Below are 22524 nucleotides of genomic sequence, written 5' to 3' on the forward strand. Positions count from 1 at the left end.
GACGCGTCCGCCGACTCGCACGTGAACGAGGGGACTTCATGACCGAGGCCGCATCCGCGACGCCGACTCCGGGTCGCGCCGCCCGCTCGCGCGGCGCGCCACGCCCGGGCCCCGAGGACGGTCTCGTGGAGGACCATCCCGCGGGGCGCGGCCGTCTGCTGACCACGCTGGTGGCGCTCTCCGTGACGCTCGTGGTGTCCGTCCTGGCGGGCATCGCGCTGGGACCGACCGTCGTACCGCTCGGCGACGTCGTGCACTTCCTCACCGCCGCCCTCACCGGAGGCGGCATCGGGGCGGACGAGGTGACGGGGTACTCCATCGTCTGGCACGTGCGCACCCCGCGGGTGCTGCTCGCCGCGGTCGTGGGAGCCGGGCTCTCCGTCGTGGGCGTCGCCATCCAGGCGCTGGTGCGCAACGCCCTCGCGGACCCGTTCGTGCTCGGCATCTCGTCCGGCGCCTCCGTGGGGGCGACCGGTGTCGTCGTGTTCGGGATCTTCGCCGGGCTCGGCGTCTACGCCCTGTCGGCCGCCGCGTTCCTCGGGGCCCTCGGCGCGACGGTCCTCGTGTATCTGGCCGCGCGCGGTCCGACGGGACTGACACCGCTGCGCCTCGTGCTGACCGGGGTGGCGCTCGCGTACGGCTTCCAGGCGCTGATGAGCGTCCTGGTGTTCCTCGCGCCGAACGGACAGGCCGCGCGGACGGTGCTCTTCTGGCTCCTCGGCAGCCTCGGGTCGGCGACCTGGGAGTCCCTGCCCCTGGTCACCGCGGCGGTGCTGACCGCCGTCGTGGTGCTGCTGCGGCACAGCAGGTCCCTGGACGTGCTGTCGCTCGGCGACGAGACCGCGGCCAGCCTGGGCGTGGACGCGGACGCGCTGCGGCGCGGGCTCTTCGTGCTCACCGCGGCCGTCACCGGTCTGATCGTCGCGGTGAGCGGCGCGATCGGCTTCGTCGGCCTCGTCCTGCCGCACGTGGTGCGGATCTGGGTCGGCTCCACGCACCGGCGGGTGCTCGCCGTCGCGCCCCTCGCCGGGGCCTGCTTCATGGTCTGGGTCGACCTGGTGGCGCGCACGGCGTTCGCGCCCGAGGAGCTGCCGCTCGGCGTGATCACCGCGCTGATCGGGGTGCCGGTGTTCGTCGTCCTGATGCGCCGCCGCGGCTATCTGTTCGGAGGCCGGTGAATGGTCCTCTCCCTGCACGACCTGACCGTCGAGGCGGCCGGGCGCGCGCTCGTCGACCGGTTGCGCCTCGACGTCGCCGCCGGTTCGATCGTCGGGCTCGTCGGCCCCAACGGAAGCGGCAAGTCGACCGCTCTGCGCTGCGTCTACCGGGCGCTGAAGCCGACGTCCGGAGCCGTCCTGCTCGACGGGACCGACCTGACGTCGCTGAAACTACGCGACAGCGCCCGCTCGATCGCCGCCCTGACCCAGGAGAGCCACACCGAACTCGACTTCACCGTCGAGGAAGTGGTCGCCCTCGGCCGCGCCCCGCACGCGCGGGGCAACGATCCGCTGACCGGTCGCGAGCGGGAGCTGTGCCGGCAGGCGATGGACCGGCTGGACGTCGCCTACCTCGCGGACCGCAGTGTGCTGAGCCTCTCCGGAGGGGAGCGGCAGCGGGTGCTCGTCGCGCGTGCCCTCGCCCAGGAACCCCGCCTCCTCGTCCTCGACGAACCCACCAACCACCTCGACGTACGGCACCAGGTGGAGCTGCTGTCCTTCCTGCGCGGCTCCGGCCTCACCGTGCTGACCGCTCTGCACGACCTCAACCTGGCGGCCCAGGTCTGCGACCGCATCGCCGTGCTCGGCGGCGGTTGCCTGGTCTCCTCGGGCGCCCCCGCCGAGGTCCTGACCCCGGAACTGGTGCGGAAGGTGTTCGGCGTCGACGCGGACGTCGTGCCCCACCCGCGTACCGGAATCCCCCAACTGCTCTACGACCTCGCTCCGGCCCCCACCGCCATCCCGAACCCGACCGCCGTCCCCGCCCCCACCGAGCCCCTGGCTCCCGCTGAACCACCGGCCTCCGCCGACGCTTTCCCGGAAGGACCACACTCGTGACCAGACCACCGTTTCCCCGAGCCCTCACCGCAGGGCTGCTGGCCACCGGGCTCGTGCTGACCGCCGGCTGCGGCGCCGAGGTCGAACAGAAGGCGGCGGACGGCAAGCCCGACACCGTCACCGTCTCCAACTGCGGCAAGGACGTCACGTACACCCGTCCCGAGCGGGCGGTCGCCTACGACGTGAGCGGCGCGGAGAAGATGTTCGCCCTGGGCCTGGCCGGCCGTATGCGCGGATACGTCATGAACAAGCTCGGCGACCCCGCCATCAAGGGCTCGCCCTGGCGCGAGAAGTACACCGAGGTCGAGCGGCTCGGCACCGAGCGCATCACCCGGGAGATCGTCGTCGACGCCAACGCCGACTGGGTGCTCGCGGGCTGGAACTCCGGCTTCAGCGAGGAGCGCGGCATCACGCCCGCCCTGCTGGACAAGGTCGGCGTCGCCAGCTACCTGCACACGGAGACCTGCTGGGACTACGGCAAGAAGAACGCCCGTGACACCGATGTGTCACCGCTCCAGGCGCTCTACACCGACCTGGACAACCTCGGCAGGATCTTCGGCGTCGAGAAGCGGGCCGACAAGCTCGTGAAGGACCTCAAGAACCGCGTCGCCGCGGTGAAGAAGACGTGGCCCGACAAGGGCGACCCGGCCAAGGTGTTCGTCTATGACTCGGGCACCGACCAGCCGTTCACCGCGGGCCGGCACGCCGCACCGGACAGCATCATCACCGCCGCCGGCGGCACCAACGTCTTCGGAGACCTCGACAAGGGGTGGACGACGGTGGGCTGGGAGCCGGTCATCAAGGCCAAGCCCGATGTCATCGTGATCGTCGACTACGCGGACCAGCCCGCGAAGGAGAAGATCGCCTACCTCAAGTCGCTGCCGTCCCTGAAGTCCGTCCCCGCGGTGAAGAACAACCGCTTCCACGTCATGTCGTATGGCGACGTCGTCAGCGGCCCCCGCAACGTCACGGGCGCCGAGGGCCTGGGCCGCTACCTGCGCTCGGTCGGGCGGTGACGGCGACGTGCCCCTGACACACCCCGCCCACAGCCCCGCGCCCGCCCCGGTCAACGCCGCGCCCGCCCCGGTGAGCCCCGCGCCCGCCCCGGCCGGCACCGCGCCCGTCCCGGTCCACGAGCACATCACCGACGCGATCAAAGCGCCCGACCTGCTGCGGCTCTCCGACAACGTCGTGCTCGCCCGCTTCGAGACCCTCAAGGTCTACGCCGCCCTCGGCGCGGTCCGCACGCTGCTGGAGCGCGGCACCGTGAAACCCGGCCAGACCCTCGTCGACAGCTCCAGCGGCATCTACGCCCTGGCCCTGGCCATGGCCTGCCACCGCTACGGACTGAACTGCCACATCGTCGCCTCCACCACCGTCGACGCCACGATGCGCGCCCAACTGGAAGTCCTCGGCGCCACCGTGGACCAGATGCCGCCATCGAAGGACCTGCGGCTCGACCAGGAGGGCCGCGTCAGGCGCGTCCGCCGGCTGCTGGCCGAGCGCCCCGGCATGCACTGGATGCGCCAGTACCACGACGCCGTCCACTACACCGGCTACCGGGAGTTCGCCGCCCTCGTCGACCGCGCGCTGCCCGACGTGCCGCTGACCGTGGTGGGCGCCGTCGGCACCGGCTCCTCCAGCGGTGGCCTCGTCCAGGCGCTGCGCGGGCGCGGCCGCGACGTACGCCTGCTGGGGGTGCAGCCCTTCGGCAGCGTCACCTTCGGCAGCGAGGGGTTCAGCGACCCCGAGGCGATCATCGCCGGGATCGGCAGCTCCATCCCCTTCGACAACGTCCACCACGATCTCTACGACACCCTCCACTGGCTCGACTTCCGGCACGCCATGGCGGGCGCCGTCGGCCTGCTGCGGGAGCACGCCGTGTTCGCCGGTCTGTCCACCGGCGCGGCCCACCTCGTCGCGGGCTGGGAGGCCGCCCGCGATCCCGGCCGCACGCACCTGGTCATCGGCGCCGACACCGGACACCGCTACACCGACCGCGTCTTCGCCCGGCACCGCGAGGCCCTCGACCCGCGCGCCCTGAAGCCCCACCAGATCGCCGACCTCGGCGACCTCGCCCCGCCCTGGTCGGCGATGGAGTGGAACCGGAGGCGGTACGAGGTACGCCGACCGTCAGTACCGGCACCCCCGTCATCCGTACCGGCGCACCCCTCACCCGTACCCGCGCCCCCAGCACCCGCATCCGCGTACCCACCCGTACCCGCGCAGCCGACCGCCGCGCTCGGCGCGCCGCCCCAGGAGGACCAGGCACCGTGACCATCGCCGCACTCGAAGCACTCACCTTCGGCCTGGGGCGCCTCGTCGAGGCGGCAGGGAGCGCCGGACACCGGCTGTGCCTGCTCACCGGCGACCGTGACGTCTACCGCCACGAACTCGCCCACCTCGACCCCGGGGCGCTCGACATCGTCGACGTCGACCCCGACGACACCGCGGCCTGCGCCGCCGCCCTGGCGGCCCTGCCCGACCTGAAGGGGCTCATCAACTCGACCGACACGTGGGGCGTCCCGGGCGCCGACCTCGCGGCCAAGTTCGGCCTGCCGGGACCGGACCCGAGCACGGTCCGGCTGCTGCGCGACAAGAGCCGGGTGCGCGCCCTCCTCCATGAGCGGGGCCTGAGCCGCAGCGGTACGGTCGACGTTCCCGCGGATGTCTCCGCGGCCGCCGACATCCTCCGTACGGTCGGCCTGCCCGCCGTCCTGAAGGACTCCGCGGGCACCTCCTCCCGGAACGTCTGGCCCGTACGCGACGAGCGGCAGCTCCGTACGGCACTCGCCGAAGCGTCCCAACGCGCCTTCAAGGGGCGGCTGTTCGCCGAACGCTTCTTCTCCGGCCCGGTCTACAGCGCGGAAACCCTCGGCTGGGAAGGCGAGACCAGGCTGCTCGGCGTCCTCAGCCGCCAGATGTCAGCCGAGCCCTCCGTCCGCGAGGAGGCCGCGGCCTTCCCCGTCGCCTTCCCGCACGCCGAACTCGTCCTGATCGAGGACTGGGTGGGGCGTGTGCTGGCCGCCGCGGGCCACGACAACGGGTTCGCACATGTGGAGTTCGTCCTCACCGCGGACGGCCCGGAGCTGGTGGAGATCAACCGCCGCATCGGCGGCGCGCTCGTCGGTGAGGCCCTGTGCCGCGCCCTGGGCACGAACGTCTACGACGCCATGGTCGACGTGGCGCTGGGCCGGCGCCCCGCGCTGCTGGACGCCGTGGTCGGGCCGGGCGCTCCGGACGCGCTGAACCCCCAGGCCACCGGGCGCCGTTCAGCTGGCCCGGCCACGGCGTTCGTGCTCGTCTACCCCGACAGCCCCGGCACCCTCACCGGCTGGACCGGGCTCGACGGCCTGTCCGCCTTCCCCGGCTCACCCGAGTGGTATCCCACCGCCGTCCCGGGCCGACGCGTCGAGCACCTGAGCGACCAACGCGGCTGCACCGGCATCCTGCTGGCCGAGGGCGACACCGCCGAGCTGGCCCTGCACCGGGCGCTCAGCGCCGCCGGGAGCATACGGCCGACCGTCGTGGCCGACGGCCGGGGATGACGGAGGCGCCGTCGCGGAAGCCGCTCGGGCGGCGGGACTCCCGCCTCGCACGGTTCACGGAGCTCACAGGACCGCAGTACTTCCTGCTGGCCGGTTCGTTCCTCATACCCCTGGGCAGCTTCGCCGTGCTGCCCTTCATGTCGGTCCTGCTGCACGAACGGCTGGGCATCGGGCTCGGCACCGTCGGCGCGGTGCTCGCCGTCGCGTCGTTCGTGCAGTTCTCCGGCGGTGTCGTCGGTGCCGCCATCGCCGAACGCATCGGCCTGCAGCGCACCATGCTGCTCGCGCTGCTGGTCCGCACCGCGGGGTTCGCCGCCTTCCTGCCCGGACTGAGCCGACCGGCGGCCGCGATCACCGCGCTGTTCCTCGTCTCCGGCGGGGCCGCGCTCTATCTGCCCGCCAACAAGGCGTACTTGGTGCACGGCGTGGGGGAGAGCCGACGCCCGCTGCTGCTCTCCGCGAGCGGCTCCGCCCTCAACGCCGGGATCGCGCTCGGCCCCATCGCCGCCGCCCCGTTCATACTCACCGCATCGGCAGGGCTCTTCACCGCCGTGACGGTTCTGTTCGCGCTGATCACGGCGGGGCACGCGCTGTTGCCCGTTGAGACCCCCGAGGGGCGGCGAGAAGCGACAGGACAGACGGGTGGGGAGCGCTCAGGTGACGGCCCGATCGTTCTGTCCCTCCCCTTCGCGATCACCGTGCTGAGCGTGTACGTCTTCATGTTCTTCCAGCACTACCTCGCGATCTACGTGGTGGGCAGAACCTCAACGCTCTTCTACAGCCTCGTCCTCGCGCTCTACGCCCTGCTGCTCGTCGTTGCCCAGCCCCTCCTGTCGGACTGGATAGCCGACCTGCCCTATCCCCGCGCCCTGCGCGTCGGCTTCACGGCGCTCGCCACCGGCATGGCCGCCCTTGCCCTCGGTCACCCCGCCGCCATCCTGGCCGGAGCCCTGCTCATCTGCCTCGGCGAGGTCGTCCTCTTCCTCAAGAACGACCTCGAAGCCCTGGCCGGGTCCGCCCGTTCACCTGCCGTCGTCTTCGGCCGCCAGCGCATGGCCGCCGGGATCGGCGCGTTCGCCAGCGGCATCGCGGGGGGCGAGGGCTATGCGTGGGCCGAACGGGCCGGCCACGCGAGCCTCTTCTGGCTGGCGGTCGCGCTGCAGTGCGTACTGCTGCCCCCACTGCTGATCCGAACCCTGCGCCGCCTCCGTCCCACAGGGGTTCCTGCGCGGAGCTGAGCACCGTCCATTCCCTATTTCTGCAACGGGTTCTACTGTGTGCGCCGTCAGGTCGGGGCCGGGCGATTCTCTCGGTCCGAGCAGTGAGGCAGCAGAGCCTGGAGGGGCCGTGCATCTCGAATACACGCCTGAGCAGCAGCAGTTGCGCACCGAGCTGCGCGCGTACTTCGCCGAACTGGTGCCGGACCATTCCGCCGCGCGCTACGGCGAACCCGCCGCTCAGAAACGGTTCTACCGGGAGACGATCCGGCGCCTGGGGGCCGACGGGTGGCTCGGGGTCGGCTGGCCACAGGAGTACGGCGGCCGCGGGCTCTCGCCCATGGAGCAGTTCATCTTCTTCGACGAGGCGGCGCAGGCGGGCGTTCCGCTGCCCCTCATGGCCCTCAACACCGTCGGCCCGACCATCATGCAGTTCGGCACGGACGAGCAGAAGGCGTACTTCCTGCCCCGGATCCTCTCCGGCGAGCTCGACTTCGCCATCGGCTACAGCGAACCCGACGCCGGCACGGATCTCGCCTCGCTGAAGACCAAGGCGGTCAGGGAAGGCGACGAGTACGTCGTCAACGGGCAGAAGATCTGGACCACCAACGGCGACACCGCGGACTGGGTCTGGCTCGCGGTCCGCACCGCCACCCCCGAAGAGGGCGTCCCGCTCCACAAGGGCATCACCATGCTCCTGGTCCCGACCAGCGACCCCGGCTACTCCTGCACCCTCATCAACACCCTGGCTTCGCACGACACCACCGCCAGCTACTACGAGAACGTCCGCGTTCCCGTCTCCCGTCGCGTCGGCGAGGAGAACAAGGGCTGGCGCCTGATCACCAACCAGCTCAACCACGAGCGGGTCACCCTCGCCGCCCACGGCACCATGGCCATCCGCGCCCTGCACGACGTGCAGCGCTGGGCGATGGACACCAAGCTGGCGGACGGCCGCCGCGTCATCGACCTCACCTGGGTCCGCAGGCGGCTCGCCATGACCCACACCAAGCTCGACGCGATGAAGCTCCTCAACTGGCAGATGGTCAACGCCCTCCAGGAGGGCACCCTCACCCCGCAGGACGCCTCGGCCGTCAAGGTCTACGGCTCCGAGGCGCGCCGCGACGCGTACGCCTGGCTCATGGAGGCCGTCGGCGCGGCCGGCGCACTGAAGGAGGGTTCGGTCGGCGCGATCCTCCACGGCGAGCTGGAACGCGGCTACCGCTCGGCGGTGATCTTCACGTTCGGCGGTGGGAACAACGAGATCCAGCGCGAGATCATCTCCTGGATCGGCCTGGGAATGCCACGGGTGCGCCGCTGATACCGCGTCGCTAGTGCCTCGCTGGAGGGAGCCCGCCGCGAGGCGTCGCAGACCCTGCACCCTCAGGCCGAGCGGCTAATCTCCGTACGTATGACCGATTCTCAAACGCGGGGCCGGGTCGTGGGTGGCCTCGCGAGACCCTCGTCCCGATCCCACCGCGTCTTATGGTGCGCCGCGGGCGCCACCGCGGCCTTGCTCCTCGCCGATCTCGCCACGCGCGCCTACAACCACTACGACCCCATCCCGACCGTCCGCAGGCTGGTGAACGTGGACGTCGAGGCCAACCTCGCCACTTGGTGGAACAGCACGCTGCTGCTGGCCGTGGCGGGCATGGCGCTGACCGCCGCGCTGCTCAGCGGGCGCGGCGCGCGCCCCGGGCGGCTGTCCTGGCTGGGTCTCGCCGCCGCGACGGCCCTGCTCAGCATCGACGAGACGGTCTCGTGGCACGAGCGACTCGGCGAGGTCGGCCGGTCGTGGAAGGAGTGGGCCGGGGGCTCGCTGCCCACGCACGCCTGGGTGTTGCCCGGCGCGGTCCTCGCGGTGGCAGGCACCGTGTGCGCAGTGTTGTGGGCGCGGAGGCTGCCGCGTGACCTGCGGTACGGGCTGTTGGGCGCGCTAGCGGTCTATCTGGGCGGGGCGTTGGTGACCGAGGCGTTCAACGGGTGGGCGCTCGACGGCGGTCACAGCACCGTCCTCATGCTGGGGACCCTCGTGGAGGAGGGCCTGGAGATGAGCGGCTGCCTCGTCGCCCTCGCCGCCCTCAGCCGCTACGTGGTGCTGGAGTACACCCCGGCGACGGGCCGCGCGGCGATTCGGCTGCGCGACGGCTGAGCCCCGCCGCCGACTCTCCCGCGAAGTCTGCCCTCACACTTCGCTACGTCGTAGCGAGGCAGGCGTACGCCCTATGAACTCCCGTGCCGTACGGGCGAGATGAGCCTGGTCGGCGAAGCCGGCGGTGGCCGCGGCCAGGGCGGCGGTCGAATCCGGCAGCTCCGCGACGGCCGCGCGGAGCCGGCCCCACCGGCGCAGGTGGGCGAGTGTGATGCCCACGTCCCGCCGGACCAGGGCGCGCAGCCGCGGGGCCGACACGCCGACTTCTTCGGCCACGGACACGAGGGACATCTCCGGATCGCACGACACGCACAGGCGAACGGCGTGGGCGACTCTCGGATCGAGCCGTGCGAGCGGGGCAGGGGACCCGGCGAGCGACCGCAACTCGGCGTATCCGGCGGCCACATCCGCACCGGGCCCGGGACCGTCGGCATCGGTGGTGCCGAGCGCGGCAAGCAGGCGACGGACCTCGTCGGCATCGAGCCGTATCGGTCCCGGGTGTGAGGGCAGCAGCCAGGAGTCGATGAACAAGGCGATGTAGGACGAGGTCGACACACAGCTGTGCACCAGCTGGGGCGGAACGATCAGCCCCGGCGCCGCCACCACGGGCCGGCCGGGCGAGCGGAGTTCGGCGTGGCCGCCGATCGACAGCACGGCCTTCCAGGCGGGCAGCCGGTGCTGGGCGACGCGGAACGGACGGGACTCCGCGAACATCGTCGCCTCGTCGCCGGAGGCGAAGACGACGCGGCGATCGTTTTGTTCAAGTGCCCAGGCGCGAGGTGAAAGGATCATCGTGCCCCGCACGCTACCGCTGCCGTCCGGTCGGCAGCCTTCCTGGTCGTGCCCGAACTCCCAGAGGAAGTCATGCCATGAGTCATCGCCTGGTCATCGTGGGCGCCGGCTACGCCGGTCTGTCCGCGGCCCGACGCCTCGCCCGCAAGCTGCGCGGCAGCGATGTCACCATCACGCTGGTCAATGCCTCGGACCGGTTCGTGGAGCGCGTCCGGCTCCATCAACTGGCCGCCGGGCAGCGGGTGGCGGCGCCGTCGTTGCGTCAACAGCTCAGCGGTACACCGGTCCGGCTGGCCGTCGGACGCGTGACGTCGATCGACACCACCGGCCGGACCGTGGTCATGGACCGCGCGCCCGGAGCGATCGGCTACGACACCCTGGTGTACGCGCTGGGCAGCCGGGCATGGCTCGACGACGTGCCGGGGGCGGCCGAGCACGCGTACGCCGTAGCCACGCCTGAGGAGGCGACGCGGTTGCGGCACAGGGTCGCGGAGATCGCGTCGGGCGGCACTGTCGCGGTGGTCGGGGGCGGGCTTACCGGGTTGGAAACCGCCTCCGAGCTGGCCGAGAGCCACCCCGGGCTGCGCGTGCGGCTCTTCACCGGTGCCGATGACGTCGGGCCCGGCCTCACGCCGCGCGCCCGCACCCACTTGCGGCGTGCTCTGCGCCGACTGGACGTCTCGGTCCATTCCGGGGCCCTCGTCACAGCAGTGCGGGAGGACGGCCTGGACCTCCGCGACGGCGCGCCGTTCGCCGCTGACGCCGTGGTATGGACCACCGGATTCCGCGCGCCGGAGCTGGCACGCGCGGCGGGGTTCGCGACGGACGAGAGCGGACGGATGCTCGTCGACGCGACCCTGCGCTCGGTCTCGCACCCCGAGGTGTACGCCGTCGGCGACGCGGCGGCCGGTGTCTCGGTGGGCGGGGCACCGAGCCGCATGTCCTGCCAGGCGGCCCTGCCGATGGGCCGAGGCGTGGCCGACGTCGTCGCGGCGAGGCTGACGGGCAGGGAGCCGGAGCCCGTCCGGATCGGCTACATCTTCACCAACATCAGCCTCGGCAGACGCGACGGCGTCGTCCAGTTCACCCGCGCCGACGACAGCCCGCGCAGGTTCGTCCTGACAGGACGCGCCGCGGCAGCTTTCAAGGAAGCGATCGTGCGCAGCACGGTACGCTCCGGACCGCGCGACGGGTCAAGCCTCTTGGAAAGCACCCCGACAGACGTGCGATAGGTTCCCCGCCATGACGGAACCCGCACCCCTGCCCTGGCCACCCGCCGCGCCGATCAGGACCGAGCGCCTCGTGCTCCGGGAGTCGGAGGCCCGGGACCGCCCGGCGTTCGTCGAGCTGTTCGCCTCGCCGGAGGTGAACGCCTACGTCGGCGGCCCTCGACCGCGCGACGAGCTCGAGCGCGCGGTGCCCGAGGTGCCAGGGCGGCGCCCCGGCTTCTTCGTGGTCGAGCTCGACGGAGCCATGATCGGTACGGTCATGCTCGACCGGCACGACGCGAGCCGTCCGGGACACGTCCGTCCGGATGTCGGGGAGACCGAACTCGGCTATCTGTTCCTGCCGGAGGCGTGGGGGCACGGGTACGCCGCCGAGGCGTGCGCGGCGGCGCTCGGCTGGTTCGCGGACGAGCTGCCCGGCAGGTCGGTGGTGCTGCGGACCCAGACCGCCAACGAGCGGTCGATGCGGGTCGCGGCCAAGTTGGGGTTCACCGAGGTGGAGCGGTACGAGGACTACGGTGCCGAGCAGTGGTTCGGGGTGTGGTCCTCGGCCGGGTCGCCCGGGTGACGCGGCCCGTCGGCGGGCCGGTCCCGGACTCCCCGACGCCCGTGCGTCACATGTGGCGGGCGCCCTCCCTGACCGCTTCGCGGATGCGGAAGTACGTGCCGCAGCGGCAGATGTTGCGGATGCCGTCGAGGTCCGCGTCGGTGATCTGGCGGCCTTCCTCGGCGACGCGTCTGACCAGGGCGACGGCGGCCATGATCTGGCCGGGCTGGCAGTAGCCGCACTGGGCCACGTCCTGGTCGAGCCAGGCCTGCTGCATCGGGTGCAGCTCCGCGTCGACCGTGGCCGGGAGGCCTTCGATCGTCGTGACCTCGTCGGTCGGGCGCAGGTCCTTGACGGGGATGGCGCAGGGGTTCGCGGCCTTGCCGTTGAGGTGGCTGGTGCAGGCCTTGCAGACGTTGATGCCGCAGCCGTACTTGGGCCCGGTGACGCCGAGGATGTCGCGCAGCACCCACAGCAGCCGTACGTCGTCGGCGACGTCGACCGTGACCTGCTCGCCGTTGAGTCGGAAGGTGTGCTCGGGCACAAGATTCTCCTGGTGGTCAGCGGACGTGGTCCAAGCCGTCGGTGGGGGACTGGGGGATGGGCGGTACGGTCGGTTTGGGCACGAAGGAGAGCGTGCCGTGGTTGATCGGAAAGGTGGTCGGCATCGTGCCCGTCGCCCGGCCGTAGGCGCAGGCGACCGCGGCCGTCGAGGCGGCGACACCGAGTTCGCCGGCACCGCCGGGTCTGCCGGTCGTGGTCGGCATCACGACGATCTCCAGCTCGGGTGGCGTGTTCCACTGCCGGGTGTAGAAGTAGTTGTCCCAGCTGGCCTCCAGGAAGTATCCGTCGCGCAGGTGCAGGCTCGACGTCAGGGTCAGGGCGATGCCGTCCATGAGGCAGCCCATCATCTGGGCCTCCAGGCCGCGCGGGTTGACGGCGAGTCCGACGTCCACGGCGATGACGGCCTTCGTGACGCGCGGTCCGGTCACCCCGTCGCGGATGGGCCGGTTGACGGTCTCCGGCCGGCAGTCGATCTCCACGAGCACCGCGCTCGTGGCGTGGTATTCGGAGTGCACGGCGATGCCCTGCGCGGTGTGGGCAGGCATCGGCCGGCCCCACTTCCCCACCTCGGCGGCCTTTTCCAGCACCGCTCGCATGCGGTCGTCGCGGAGGAAGTCCCTGCGGAACGTGAAGGGGTCCTTGCCCATCTTCGCGGCGAGCCGGTCGACGATGAGCTCCCGGGCGCAGGTGACGTCGGGGGAGTACACGTTGCGCATGCTGCCGGTGTTGAAGCCCTTGTCGGTCTCGCTGAGCAGTCGGCTGTGCACGCCGAAGTCGTAGGGCATCGACTGGGAAAGGTGGAAGAACGTCTGGGAGAAACCGATGTCGCCCACGGGCAGCTTCGCCGCCATGGCGGTGAAGAGCTCGCCGAGGCCGTGCCCGAGGTCCGTGGAGACACTGGTGTGCCGTTGCTTGTAGCCGAGTACGGTGTCGCCCGCGTAGGCGACGCGTACCCGTGAGGTGGCCATGGGGTGTGTGCGTCCCTGGCGGGAGTCGTCGGCGCGGTGCCACATCAGCTTGACGGGTTTGCCGAACTCCTTGGAGATCTCGGCGGCCTCCAGCGCGGCGTCGAAGAACAGCTTCCGTCCGAAGGAGCCACCGCCTTCGGTCACGTGCACGGTGACCGCGCTCTGCGGAAGCCCGAGCCGGGCGGCGATGGCCTGCTTGGCGACGATCGGCGCTTTGAGGGCGGACCAGATCTCGGCGCGGCCCGGACGCACGTCGGCTATCGCGCAGTTGGGTTCGAGCGCGCTGTTGCTGCGGAAGTGGAAGGTGAACGAGGCCTCGACCGACGGCGTCACAGGCGGCAGCCCGAGCGGCAGTTCGGCCGCCCGCAGCTCCTTGAGCACCGTCTCGTCGGACTTTCCTTCCGCACTGCCGGGTTTCCACGACACGCGCAGGGCCCGTACGGCGTCGATGCACTGGCCGAAGGTCCGTGCACGTACCGCGACCCCGGTGGAGATCACCGCGGCGTCGGTGACGCCCGGCATGGCCCGTACCTCTTGGAGATTGGCCACCGAGCCGACCTTGCCGTTGAGGGTCGGCGGGCGGCACACCATGGTCGGCAAGGCGTCCGGCACGTCGAGGTCCAGCGTGAACTTCTTGCGCCCGGTGACCGCGGCGAGTGCGTCGACGCGGTTGTGGGGCCGCCCGATGACGGTGAACCGCTCGCGCTCCTTGAGCTCCACGGACATCCGCCGCGGGCTGCGGCTCGCGGCCTTCCCGGCCAGCTCCCCGATGCCGACCCGGCCGCCCGCGCGGTCGGTGACGACACCGGCCTTCAGCGTGAGGTCGCCGACGGCCGCGCCGAGTTCGACCGCCGCGGCGTCGAGGAGCCGACGCCGGGCGACGGCCGCCGCCACCCGGATCGGGGTGTACGTGGAGATCGTCGTGTTGGACGCGCCGGTGAGCTGGTTGAACACCAGCTCGGGGCGCGCGTCGGCCAGCGTCACCCGGACCCGGTCCAGCGGTACGTCCAGCTCCTCGGCGATCAGCATGGCCGTCGACGTCGTGATGCCCTGCCCGACCTCCGCCCGTGGCAGCGCGAACGACACGGTGCCGTCCCCGCCGACCTCGACCGTGATCAGGTGCGAGGTCGGCAGGGCCGCCGCGGTCATCACGTCGTTCAGATCGACCAGCTCGGTGACGTCCGGCGACGGCACCGCGGCCTCGGCCTCGGCTTCGGACACGAGCGGGGCCGCGGTCACCAGGGTCGGCGCGGCGAGTACGTAACCGAGGAAGCGACGCCGCCCGAAGCCGGACGTGCTCGACTGCGATTCCCCCATGTCAGTGCGGCCGGTTCGCGTCGGGGATCTCCAGGTGGATGGGTCTGCCCTCGGACAGGAAGAGCAGGACGAACCTGCGGATGGCCTCTTCCATCGCCCAGGCGGCCTCCGGGACCAGGGGCAGCGGAATCAGCTTCTCCCGGAACGCCACCAGGAGGGGCCACGCCTTCGAGATCAGCGGCTGCCAGAACGGTTCCCGGGACAACCCGATCATGTCGCCGATCCGGTCGCCCAGCGTGTACCGCGAGAACGCGCTGACCAGGGGCCGCGTCACACCGGCGTCGAGCTCGGCGACGATGTCGAGGAGCACCTCGGTCAGCTTGACCCCCTCGTCCGTGCGGGCGAGGACCGGGTCGAGGAGCTGCCGCGACTGGGCGTTGGCCGCGTCCCAGGTGGCCGGGATGTACTCGTCGTGGACGCCGAGCATGTGGGCGGTCACCTGCCACACGTGCAGGTATGCCTCGGACTCGGCGCGGGACACCGGAACGTCCCAGTCGAGCAGCTTGCGCATGACGAACGTGGCCAGGCTGTGCCAGGTGACCAGCACGTCCGCCTGGCTGATGGGGATCTTCTGACCGCCGCTCGTTCCGGACCAGCCCGGGGACTTGGGCAGCAGATTGCGTACGGCCGCGTGGACCAGCCGGGTCCGTACCGCGGTCGCGATCATCGAACCCTGCGGCTGGTACGCGTCCAGGTCCCCGACGTCGTATCCGAACTTCGCGGTCTTGGCGATGCGGTCCTTCATGTCCGCGCCGCCCTTGGAGTAGTAGACGGCCCGCGCCTCCCTGGGGATCGCGGTACTCATCAGCCCGCTGCCGAGGCCGTACAGCGCGCCGACGTAGATCCCCTTGGTCTTGTTGAACTTCGCGGCGGTCTCGAGCTTGGCCCGGTCCACCCACGGCGGCAGCCGGCGCGCCTTCTCCATGAACTCCTTGAGGTCCCGCGGGAGTTCGTCGGGCAGCGGCTGGTCGTTGCGGGTCCAGTTCCGCAGCAGCTGGTTGACCTTCGGTATGTCCCCGCGGTCGAGCAGCGAGCCGAGCAGCCGGTCGGCCTCGTCGTCCCACATCAACTGCGGGTCGGTGCCCGCGCCCGCCCCGGCCACCGAACCGCTCGCTGCCCACGACCACAGGGGCCGCGCGCTCGCGGGCGACGCCGCGCCGAGCACACCGAGCGCGCCCAGCGCGCCGCCCGTGAGCAGCATCTTGCGCCTGCTGAGTTCGTCCATGAGAGAACTCCTCCTTCTGTAGGGCTCGTTGGTCAGGCGGGGCGGTTGGTGTCGGGGATGTCTATGTGAATCTCACGCCCTTTGGAGAGATAGAACAAGATGTACTTGCGGGCCGCTTCGTCGATCGTCCAGGCGATCTGCGGCACCAGGGGCAGCTTGATGAGGCCCTCGCGGAAGGCCACCAGCGGCGGCCAGGCGGTCTTGACCGCCGCTTCCCAGAACGGCTCGCGCGGGATGCCGTCCCAGTCGGCGATCCGGTTGCCGACGAGGTACCGGGCGAAGGCGTTGACGAGGGGCCGGTCGACGCTGCCGGGGCTCGTCTGCTCGGCGAGCTGCCCCAGGAGGATGTCGGTCAGTTCGACGCCTTCCGGCGTGGGGCCGAGGACCGGGTCGAGGAGCTGCTTGGACTGCGCCTCGGCCGCGTCCCAGGTCGCGGGGATGTACTCGTCGAGAACGCCGAGCATGTGCGCCGTCACCTGCCACACGTGCAGATACGCCTCGGACTCGGCGGACGTGATCGGGACCTTCCACTCCCGCATCTTGCGCATCGCGTAGGTGGGCAGCGTGTGCCAGGTGACCAGCATGTCCGACTGGCTGATGGGGATCTTCTGGCCGTCCCCGGTGCCCGTCCAGCCCGGCGACTTCGGCAGCAGGTTACGGACCGCCGCGTGCACCATGCGGGTCTTCACGGCCTCCACGACGCAGGTGCCGTCGGGCCGGTAGGCGTCCAGGGCGCCGACGGCGAAGCCGAGCTTGCTGGTCTTGGCGACCCGGTCCTCCATGTCGGCGCCGCCCTTGGAGTAGTAGACGGCCCGCGCCTCGCGGGGGATGGCGGTGCTCAGCATGCCGCCGCCGATGCCGTTGAGGATGTTGAGGTAGAGGCCCCTGCTCTCGTTGAACTTCGCGGCGGTCTCGAGCTTGGCCCGGTCCGCCCACGGCGGCAGCCGGCGCGCCTTCTCCATGAACTGCCGCAGATCGCGGGGGAGTGCGCCGGGAAGCGGCTGGTCGTTGCGGGTCCAGGTGCGCAGGAATTCGTTGACCCTCGGCACATCGCCCCGTGCGAGGACGGCTCCCAGGAGCTCGTCGGCCTCGTCGTCCCACACCCACTGCGGGTCGGTGCCCGCACCCGATCCAGCCACCGAGCCGCTCGCGGCCCACGTCCACGTGGACCGCGCGCTCGCCGGCGATGCCATGCCGAACACGCCGAGCGCGCCCAACGCGCCGCCCGTGAGCAGCATCTTGCGCCTGCTGAGTTCGTCCATTCCCGGAACTCCTCCTTGAGTCGCCTCAGCGCTGGCTGATACCCTGCCTGATACTCTGATACAGAGTCCGTATCTGTGTTTCATCGAGAGAAGCACAACCCGGATCGGAGCACCAGACTGTGGAACCCGCATTTCCCTTTCTCGCCGCGCCACAGGACTCGGACTCCGTGCTGGACCGCGCGTTCGCCGAGGCCGCCGAGCGGGCCGAGGCCGCCGACCAGACCGGTGACGACCATGACGAGGTCACCACACGCGTGCTCGACGCGGCCTTCGAGCAGTTCTGCCGCATGGGCATCAGGCGGTCCACGATGGAGGACGTGGCCCGCCGCGCCGGGGTCTCCCGGATCACGCTCTACCGCCGGTTCGCCTCCAAGGACGCACTCGTCGAGCAGGTCGTCCGCCGCGAATTCCGGCGGTACTTCGACCAGTTCATCGTCGACGTCCGGGGCGCGGAGACCGTCGCCGACCGCGTGGTCCTCGGCTTCGTGAGCTCGCTCCGCGCCATTCGCGGCAACCCGCTCATCGGCGGCTTGATCGACGCGGAGCCGGACGCGGTCGTGCCGTCCATGACCACGGACGGGGGCCGCACGCTGGCCGTCGTGCGGCAGTTCGTCGCGGGCAGGCTGCGCCGCGAACAGCAGGCGGGCAACGTCGCGCGCGACGTGGACGTGGACGTGGTCGCCGAGCTGATGGTCCGGGTGTCGGCGTCCTTCCTGGTCATTCCCGGCCAGGTGGTCGACCTCGACGACGAGGAGCAGGTGCGGGCGGTGGCGCGCCAGTTCCTGGTACCGATGCTGGGACCGCCGCCCGCCCGGTGAACGCGATGTGCCCTTGATCCTTGATCTTCGGCTCTTGACCCTGTTCGAGGAGGAACGCGCACCATGCCCCGAGTCCTGACGGACGAGCGACGCGATCTGGTCAAGGCGGTCGGCGATTTCTGCCGCCGCGAGTGCGGCACCAAGGAGCAGCGGGACAAGCTGACCGAGGGCGGCCGGGAGCCGCACAACCAGAAGCTCTACGAGAAGATGGCGGAGCTCGGCTGGCTGGGCATCGTCGTCGCCGAGGAGTACGGCGGCGCGGGCCTGGGCATGGCGGACCTGTGTCTCTTCCTGGAGGAGACCTCGTACGGCCTCGCGCCGATCAGCGGCTTCTCCACCACGGTCATCGCCGCCGCGGCCTACGACAAGTTCGGCACCGAGGAGCAGAAGCGCGTCGTGCTCGAAGGCGTGGCGGGCGGCCGGGTCGAGGCCATCTCGATGTCCGAGCCGGGCGCGGGCTCCGACGTGGGCGCGCTCATCTGCCGCGCGGACCGCACCGACGGCGGGTACGTGATCAACGGACAGAAGACCTGGTGCTCCAACGCCCACATCGCGGACCACATCCTGCTCATCGCCCGTACGTCGCACGGGGCGTCGAAACACGACGGGCTCACCCAGTTCATGGTGCCGAGCGACGTCGAGGGCCTGGAGATCAGGGGCATCGACACGATGGGCGGCCGGGAGGTCAACGACCTGTACTTCACCGACTGCTTCGTCCCGGACTCGGCGGTCGTCGGCACCCCGGACCAGGCCTGGCCGCAGCTGATGTCCGGTCTCAACCTGGAGCGGATGATCCTCGCCGCGCTGATGCTGGGCACCGCCCGGCGCGCCTTCGACGACACCCTTCAATATGTGCGGCAGCGCGAGCAGTTCGGCCGGCCCATCGGCTCCTTCCAGGTCCTCAAGCACCGCATCGCCGACATGGCCACCGAGCTCGAATGCGCCCGGCTCCTGGTGGACGACGTCGCTGCGGCCATCGACGCCGAACCCGGCCGGGTCTTCGCCCGCGAGGCCTCCATGGCCAAGCTCAAATGCACCGAGCTCGCCAAGCACGTGGCCCTGGAGGGCATGCAGATGATGGGCGGCTATGGATACGCCACCGAGTACGGCATGGAGGCCCTGCTGCGCTCGACCGTCGTGTCCACGGTGTACGGCGGGACGAGCGAGATCCAGCGAGACATCATCGGCAGGACGTACGGGCTGTAGAGGGCGCCCCGGCGGCGCTGGTGTCAGGGCACGGAGCCGGGATACTGGTCGCGGACGTCCGCGTCACCCGTCAGGAGAGGGTCGCATCATGCCCAAGCACATATCCCCGCCCGATCCGGCGTCCGGACCCGCGCCCGCGCCCCGGCCCGACCCCGGGCTCTTCGGGCCGGCCTCCGTGACCTGGCAGGCGCACTCGGACCCCATGATGTGGATCGCCGGGATCCGGGCGCTCTACCTCCAGGCCCTGCACCCGCGCGCCGTCCGCGGCGTCATGGAGAACTCCGACTTCCGCAAGGACGCCTGGGGCCGCCTCATGCGCACCGCCAACTTCGTCGGCACCACGACCTACGGCACCACCGAGGTCGCCGAGAAGGCGGGCGCCCGCGTGCGGAAGATCCACACGATGCTCAAGGCCACCGACCCCGAGACGGGGGAGCGCTACGGCGTCGACGAGCCGGAGCTGCTGCTCTGGGTGCACTGCGCGGAGATCGACTCCTACCTCCACGTCGTACGCCGCTCAGGCCTCCCCCTCACCGACGCGCTGGCCGACCGCTACGTCGACGAACACCGGCAGAGCGCGCGCCTGGTCGGCCTCGACCCCGCGGACGTACCCGCGTCGACGGCCGAACTCGCCGCGTACTTCGAGGAAATGAGGCCCCGGCTGGCCGCCGGGCCCGACGCCCGCGCCGTCGACGCCTTCCTGCAGCGCCCGCCGACGCACCCCCTGCTCGTCCCGGCGCGCGAGCTGCTGTGGCGGCGCGTGGCGAATCTGGCCTACGCCTCCCTGCCGCCGTACGCCCACACGCTGTACGGCAGGGCCGCCCCGCCACCCGCCACGGTCACCCGCCGCCTCGTCCTCACCGGCACCGCCCTGCGCCGCATCCCCGCGCGTGTGCGCTGGCAACTCCCGCCCAAGCACATCCTGCGCGCCGTGGCCCGGCTCGGGCCCGGCAGCCGCCCCGCCCCGTACAAACTCGACAGCCGGAACGCCATACTGGACGGGCCGGGGAGGGCGCAGCGAGGCAACGGGGGCGACAACACGAGATGGCGGACACCAGGCTGATCCAGGGCCGGTACCGGCTCCTGGATCTGATCGGGCGCGGCGGTATGGGCGAGGTGTGGCGGGCGCGCGACGAGTCGCTCGGCCGCCAGGTCGCCGTCAAATGCCTCAAACCGATGGGGCACCAGCACGATCAGTCCTTCACGCGCGTGCTGCGCGAGCGCTTCCGGCGCGAGGCGCGCGTCGCGGCGGCGCTCCAGCACCGCGGCGTCACCGTCGTCCACGACTTCGGCGAGTACGACGGCGTGCTGTACCTCGTCATGGAACTCCTCGAAGGGCGCAACCTCAGCCAGCTCCTGGAGGACAACAAACAGCACCCCCTGCCGGTCGCCGACGTCGTGGAGATCGCCGACCAGGTCGCCGCCGCCCTCGCGTACACCCATGAACAGGGCATCGTGCACCGGGACCTCAAGCCCGCGAACATCATGCGGCTCGCCGACGGCACCGTGAAGATCTGCGACTTCGGCATCGCGCGCCTCGGCGCCGACATCGGCTTCACCTCACGCCTGACCGGCACCGGCATCGCGATGGGCACCCCGCACTACATGTCGCCCGAGCAGATCAGCGGCGACCCCGTCGACCAGCGCAGCGACCTCTACTCCTTCGGCTGCGTGCTCTACGAGATCGCCACCGGCGCCCCGCCGTTCGACCTGGAGGACGCCTGGGCCGTCCTCGTCGGACACCGCGACACCGCCCCCGAACCACCCCGCAGGCACCGCGGCGAACTGCCCGAGTACTTCGACCGGATCGTCCTGGACCTGCTCGCCAAGGAGCCCGGCGACCGCCCGCCCGACGCGCGGGAGCTCGGCCGCCGCATCGCCGCGGGCCGCACCTCGCTCACGTACGTCCCGACCGTCGCCACGCCCCCCGTGCGCCGCCACGACCACCTGCCGCCGCACGAACCACGGCTGCCCTCCTGGACGCGCGGCATGACCACCGGCCACAAGGCGAGCGGCGCGTCCGTGCTGCGCACCACCCCGCCCGACGCGGCCGCGGGCCTCACCGGCGAGTGGATCCCGCGCATCGACGCCCGGCGCGCCGCGGCCCCCCGGCAGCCCGAGCGGCCCACACCTTCTCCCGAGCTGGTCGCCACCCTCACCAGCCGCCACAACGCGGGCCTCAGCCTGGGGCGGCTCGGCCGCTGGGCCGAGGCGGGCGAGGTGCACCGCGCGGTCGCCGCCGAACGCGAGCACGCCCTCGGCCCCGACCACCCCGACACGCTCGCCAGCCGCTACGAGGTCGGCTTCACGCTCAGCCGCACCGGCCGCGCCGCCGACGCGCTGCGTGAGTACGACCGCGTGGCGCGGGGGCGGGAGCGGACGCTCGGCCCCGAGCACCCGGACACGCTCGCCGCGCGCCAGGAGATGGCCTACGTCCTGGGCCGGCTCGGGCGGCACTTCGAGGCCCACCAGACCTACACCTCGGTGCTCGCCGCCCGAGAGCGCACGGCGGGCCCCGACCACCCCGACACGCTGCGCTGCCGCCACAACCTCGCGTACAACCTGAGCCGCCTCGGCCGTCTGGAGGACTCCTACCAGCTGGCCGAGGAGGTCGCGGCGGCCCGCGCACGGGTGCTCGGCCCGACCCACCCCGACACGCTCGTGACCCGCTACGAAGTGGCGTACGCGCTCGGGCAGTTGGGGCGTTGGCCGGAGGCCCTGCAGACCTACCGCGAAGTCGCCGAAGCGCGCGTGCGGGCCCTCGGCGCCGACCACCCCGACACGCTCGCCGCGCGCTACGAGGTGGGGATAAGCCTCGGCAGGCTCGGCCGCAGCGCCGAGGCACTGGAGCTGTACCGCGACCTGATCGAGGACCGCACGCGCGTCAATGGCCCCGCCGACCCCGAAACGCTGCGCGCCCGGCACGGGCTCGGGGTGAATCTGGGACGCCAGGGCCGCTGGGAGGAAGCCCTCGCGGAGGCCCGTGACGTGTGCGCCATCCGCGAGCGCGTGCTTGGCGCCGACCACCCCGACACGCTGGTGAGCCGCCGCGAGGTCGCCGTCGGCCTCGGCTGGCTCGGCCGCTGGGCCGACGCGCTCACCGAATACCGCAGGGTCGCCGCCGCCCGCGAGCGGGTCTTCGGCGCCGACCACCCCGACGCACTCGCCAGCCGCAACGACGAGGCCCACTGCCTGGAACAGCTGGGCCGCGGCACGGAGGCCGTCGAGCTGTACCGCCGGGTGGCGGCCCTCCGACAGCGGCGGGGCGCCGGGAGTCTCTGAGAGCCTGTCTTTGAGGCTCCGACGGAGTCGACCGCACCGGTGTACGGGCGCAGGATGGAGATAGCGCAGACAGAAGGAGGTGCGGCGCCATGTCGAAGTTCATGGACGTCCACCACGGGATGAACGGCATCACGGCAGAGGACCTGAAGAAGGCCCACCAGGCAGATCTCGCGATCGAGAAGGAAGAAGGCGTCCACTTCGAGAAGGCATGGGCGGACCCGCAGTCCGGCACGGTCTACTGCCTCTCCGAAGCACCCTCGGCCGAAGCGGTCCAACGCATCCACGAACGCGCAGGCCACCGGGCCGACGAGGTCCACCCGGTGCCGCTGACCGTCTGAACCGATCCTCC

Annotated in this window: 20 protein-coding genes; 15 read left to right on the forward strand and 5 right to left on the reverse strand. The window is 71.5% G+C overall.

The annotated features are described in order from the left end of the window. The first annotated feature begins 38 nt into the window (after positions 1-38). From ACZ7LU_RS08080 to ACZ7LU_RS08115, 8 genes are all read left to right on the forward strand, one after another. Positions 39-1178, forward strand: coding sequence for a FecCD family ABC transporter permease (locus ACZ7LU_RS08080; protein WP_471916092.1), 1140 nt, complete (start codon positions 39-41; stop codon positions 1176-1178). Further along, the gene (locus ACZ7LU_RS08085; protein ID WP_471916093.1) at positions 1179-2054 is read left to right on the forward strand and encodes an ABC transporter ATP-binding protein; all 876 of its coding nucleotides are present in this window, start codon (positions 1179-1181) and stop codon (positions 2052-2054) included. Further along, positions 2051-3070 carry an ABC transporter substrate-binding protein gene (locus tag ACZ7LU_RS08090; protein ID WP_471916094.1) on the forward strand — a complete coding sequence of 340 codons (1020 nt, stop codon included), beginning with the start codon at positions 2051-2053 and terminating at the stop codon, positions 3068-3070. The genes ACZ7LU_RS08085 and ACZ7LU_RS08090 overlap by 4 nt, the downstream gene beginning before the upstream one ends. Before the next feature lie 70 nt (positions 3071-3140). Next, a complete protein-coding gene (locus ACZ7LU_RS08095) occupies positions 3141-4331 on the forward strand; it encodes a pyridoxal-phosphate dependent enzyme (protein ID WP_471916505.1) in 1191 nt (396 codons plus the stop codon). Beyond that, the gene (locus ACZ7LU_RS08100; RefSeq protein WP_471916095.1) at positions 4328-5602 is read left to right on the forward strand and encodes an ATP-grasp domain-containing protein; all 1275 of its coding nucleotides are present in this window, start codon (positions 4328-4330) and stop codon (positions 5600-5602) included. Before ACZ7LU_RS08095 ends, ACZ7LU_RS08100 begins: the two co-directional genes overlap by 4 nt. Then, a complete protein-coding gene (locus ACZ7LU_RS08105) occupies positions 5599-6840 on the forward strand; it encodes an MFS transporter (protein ID WP_471916096.1) in 1242 nt (413 codons plus the stop codon). The genes ACZ7LU_RS08100 and ACZ7LU_RS08105 overlap by 4 nt, the downstream gene beginning before the upstream one ends. Before the next feature lie 109 nt (positions 6841-6949). Then, entirely contained in the window at positions 6950-8137 is a 1188-nt protein-coding gene (locus tag ACZ7LU_RS08110) for an acyl-CoA dehydrogenase family protein (protein WP_471916097.1), read from the forward strand. A gap of 90 nt (positions 8138-8227) precedes the next feature. After that, positions 8228-8968: a hypothetical protein gene (locus tag ACZ7LU_RS08115; protein WP_471916098.1), complete on the forward strand. Its 741-nt coding sequence runs from the start codon at positions 8228-8230 to the stop codon at positions 8966-8968. Positions 8969-9001: 33 nt separating this feature from the next. Here the strand turns inward: ACZ7LU_RS08115 and ACZ7LU_RS08120 are convergent, their stop codons facing one another. Beyond that, positions 9002-9760: a helix-turn-helix domain-containing protein gene (locus ACZ7LU_RS08120; RefSeq protein WP_471916099.1), complete on the reverse strand. Its 759-nt coding sequence runs from the start codon at positions 9758-9760 to the stop codon at positions 9002-9004. A gap of 77 nt (positions 9761-9837) precedes the next feature. Here ACZ7LU_RS08120 and ACZ7LU_RS08125 point away from each other — a divergent pair, with 77 nt between their 5' ends. Continuing rightward, entirely contained in the window at positions 9838-10992 is a 1155-nt protein-coding gene (locus ACZ7LU_RS08125) for an NAD(P)/FAD-dependent oxidoreductase (RefSeq protein WP_471916100.1), read from the forward strand. Positions 10993-11002: 10 nt separating this feature from the next. Then, the gene (locus ACZ7LU_RS08130; RefSeq protein WP_471916101.1) at positions 11003-11554 is read left to right on the forward strand and encodes a GNAT family N-acetyltransferase; all 552 of its coding nucleotides are present in this window, start codon (positions 11003-11005) and stop codon (positions 11552-11554) included. Positions 11555-11600: 46 nt separating this feature from the next. Here ACZ7LU_RS08130 and ACZ7LU_RS08135 read toward each other — a convergent pair whose 3' ends face one another. The 4 genes from ACZ7LU_RS08135 to ACZ7LU_RS08150 are packed head-to-tail and all read right to left on the reverse strand — an operon-like array spanning position 11601 to position 16869. Next, a complete protein-coding gene (locus ACZ7LU_RS08135) occupies positions 11601-12077 on the reverse strand; it encodes a (2Fe-2S)-binding protein (protein WP_471916102.1) in 477 nt (158 codons plus the stop codon). 16 nt (positions 12078-12093) lie between these two features. Next, complete coding sequence (locus ACZ7LU_RS08140) at positions 12094-14382, reverse strand: molybdopterin cofactor-binding domain-containing protein (RefSeq protein WP_471916103.1); 2289 nt, start codon at positions 14380-14382, stop codon at positions 12094-12096. 1 nt (position 14383) lies between these two features. After that, on the reverse strand, positions 14384-15607 hold the full coding sequence (locus ACZ7LU_RS08145) for an oxygenase MpaB family protein (protein ID WP_471916104.1): 1224 nt from the start codon (positions 15605-15607) through the stop codon (positions 14384-14386). Positions 15608-15639: 32 nt separating this feature from the next. Continuing rightward, positions 15640-16869: an oxygenase MpaB family protein gene (locus ACZ7LU_RS08150; RefSeq protein ID WP_471916105.1), complete on the reverse strand. Its 1230-nt coding sequence runs from the start codon at positions 16867-16869 to the stop codon at positions 15640-15642. Between the two features lie 119 nt (positions 16870-16988). Here ACZ7LU_RS08150 and ACZ7LU_RS08155 point away from each other — a divergent pair, with 119 nt between their 5' ends. The 5 genes from ACZ7LU_RS08155 (at position 16989) to ACZ7LU_RS08175 (ending at position 22513) form a co-directional block, all read left to right on the forward strand. Further along, the gene (locus ACZ7LU_RS08155; protein ID WP_471916106.1) at positions 16989-17687 is read left to right on the forward strand and encodes a TetR/AcrR family transcriptional regulator; all 699 of its coding nucleotides are present in this window, start codon (positions 16989-16991) and stop codon (positions 17685-17687) included. Between the two features lie 63 nt (positions 17688-17750). Further along, positions 17751-18893 carry an acyl-CoA dehydrogenase family protein gene (locus ACZ7LU_RS08160; protein ID WP_471916107.1) on the forward strand — a complete coding sequence of 381 codons (1143 nt, stop codon included), beginning with the start codon at positions 17751-17753 and terminating at the stop codon, positions 18891-18893. A gap of 88 nt (positions 18894-18981) precedes the next feature. After that, entirely contained in the window at positions 18982-19956 is a 975-nt protein-coding gene (locus ACZ7LU_RS08165) for an oxygenase MpaB family protein (protein ID WP_471916108.1), read from the forward strand. Further along, positions 19938-22175, forward strand: coding sequence for a serine/threonine-protein kinase (locus tag ACZ7LU_RS08170; RefSeq protein WP_398304103.1), 2238 nt, complete (start codon positions 19938-19940; stop codon positions 22173-22175). Before ACZ7LU_RS08165 ends, ACZ7LU_RS08170 begins: the two co-directional genes overlap by 19 nt. A gap of 89 nt (positions 22176-22264) precedes the next feature. Further along, positions 22265-22513, forward strand: coding sequence for an SCO4226 family nickel-binding protein (locus ACZ7LU_RS08175; protein ID WP_398304105.1), 249 nt, complete (start codon positions 22265-22267; stop codon positions 22511-22513). The last annotated feature ends 11 nt before the right edge of the window (positions 22514-22524 follow it).

The sequence above is a fragment of the Streptomyces sp. NPDC039462 genome, from assembly GCF_055639375.1.

What these genes read in the sequence shown, in the direction of transcription:
- ACZ7LU_RS08080 (WP_471916092.1), top strand. Translation starts at nt 39, where the DNA reads ATGACCGAGGCCGCATCCGCGACGCCGACTCCGGGTCGCGCCGCCCGC.
- ACZ7LU_RS08085 (WP_471916093.1), top strand. Translation starts at nt 1,179, where the DNA reads ATGGTCCTCTCCCTGCACGACCTGACCGTCGAGGCGGCCGGGCGCGCG.
- ACZ7LU_RS08105 (WP_471916096.1), top strand. Translation starts at nt 5,599, where the DNA reads ATGACGGAGGCGCCGTCGCGGAAGCCGCTCGGGCGGCGGGACTCCCGC.
- ACZ7LU_RS08115 (WP_471916098.1), top strand. Translation starts at nt 8,228, where the DNA reads ATGACCGATTCTCAAACGCGGGGCCGGGTCGTGGGTGGCCTCGCGAGA.
- ACZ7LU_RS08120 (WP_471916099.1), bottom strand. Translation starts at nt 9,760, where the DNA reads ATGATCCTTTCACCTCGCGCCTGGGCACTTGAACAAAACGATCGCCGC.
- ACZ7LU_RS08125 (WP_471916100.1), top strand. Translation starts at nt 9,838, where the DNA reads ATGAGTCATCGCCTGGTCATCGTGGGCGCCGGCTACGCCGGTCTGTCC.
- ACZ7LU_RS08130 (WP_471916101.1), top strand. Translation starts at nt 11,003, where the DNA reads ATGACGGAACCCGCACCCCTGCCCTGGCCACCCGCCGCGCCGATCAGG.
- ACZ7LU_RS08140 (WP_471916103.1), bottom strand. Translation starts at nt 14,382, where the DNA reads ATGGGGGAATCGCAGTCGAGCACGTCCGGCTTCGGGCGGCGTCGCTTC.
- ACZ7LU_RS08145 (WP_471916104.1), bottom strand. Translation starts at nt 15,607, where the DNA reads ATGGACGAACTCAGCAGGCGCAAGATGCTGCTCACGGGCGGCGCGCTG.
- ACZ7LU_RS08150 (WP_471916105.1), bottom strand. Translation starts at nt 16,869, where the DNA reads ATGGACGAACTCAGCAGGCGCAAGATGCTGCTCACGGGCGGCGCGTTG.
- ACZ7LU_RS08160 (WP_471916107.1), top strand. Translation starts at nt 17,751, where the DNA reads ATGCCCCGAGTCCTGACGGACGAGCGACGCGATCTGGTCAAGGCGGTC.
- ACZ7LU_RS08165 (WP_471916108.1), top strand. Translation starts at nt 18,982, where the DNA reads ATGCCCAAGCACATATCCCCGCCCGATCCGGCGTCCGGACCCGCGCCC.
- ACZ7LU_RS08170 (WP_398304103.1), top strand. Translation starts at nt 19,938, where the DNA reads ATGGCGGACACCAGGCTGATCCAGGGCCGGTACCGGCTCCTGGATCTG.
- ACZ7LU_RS08175 (WP_398304105.1), top strand. Translation starts at nt 22,265, where the DNA reads ATGTCGAAGTTCATGGACGTCCACCACGGGATGAACGGCATCACGGCA.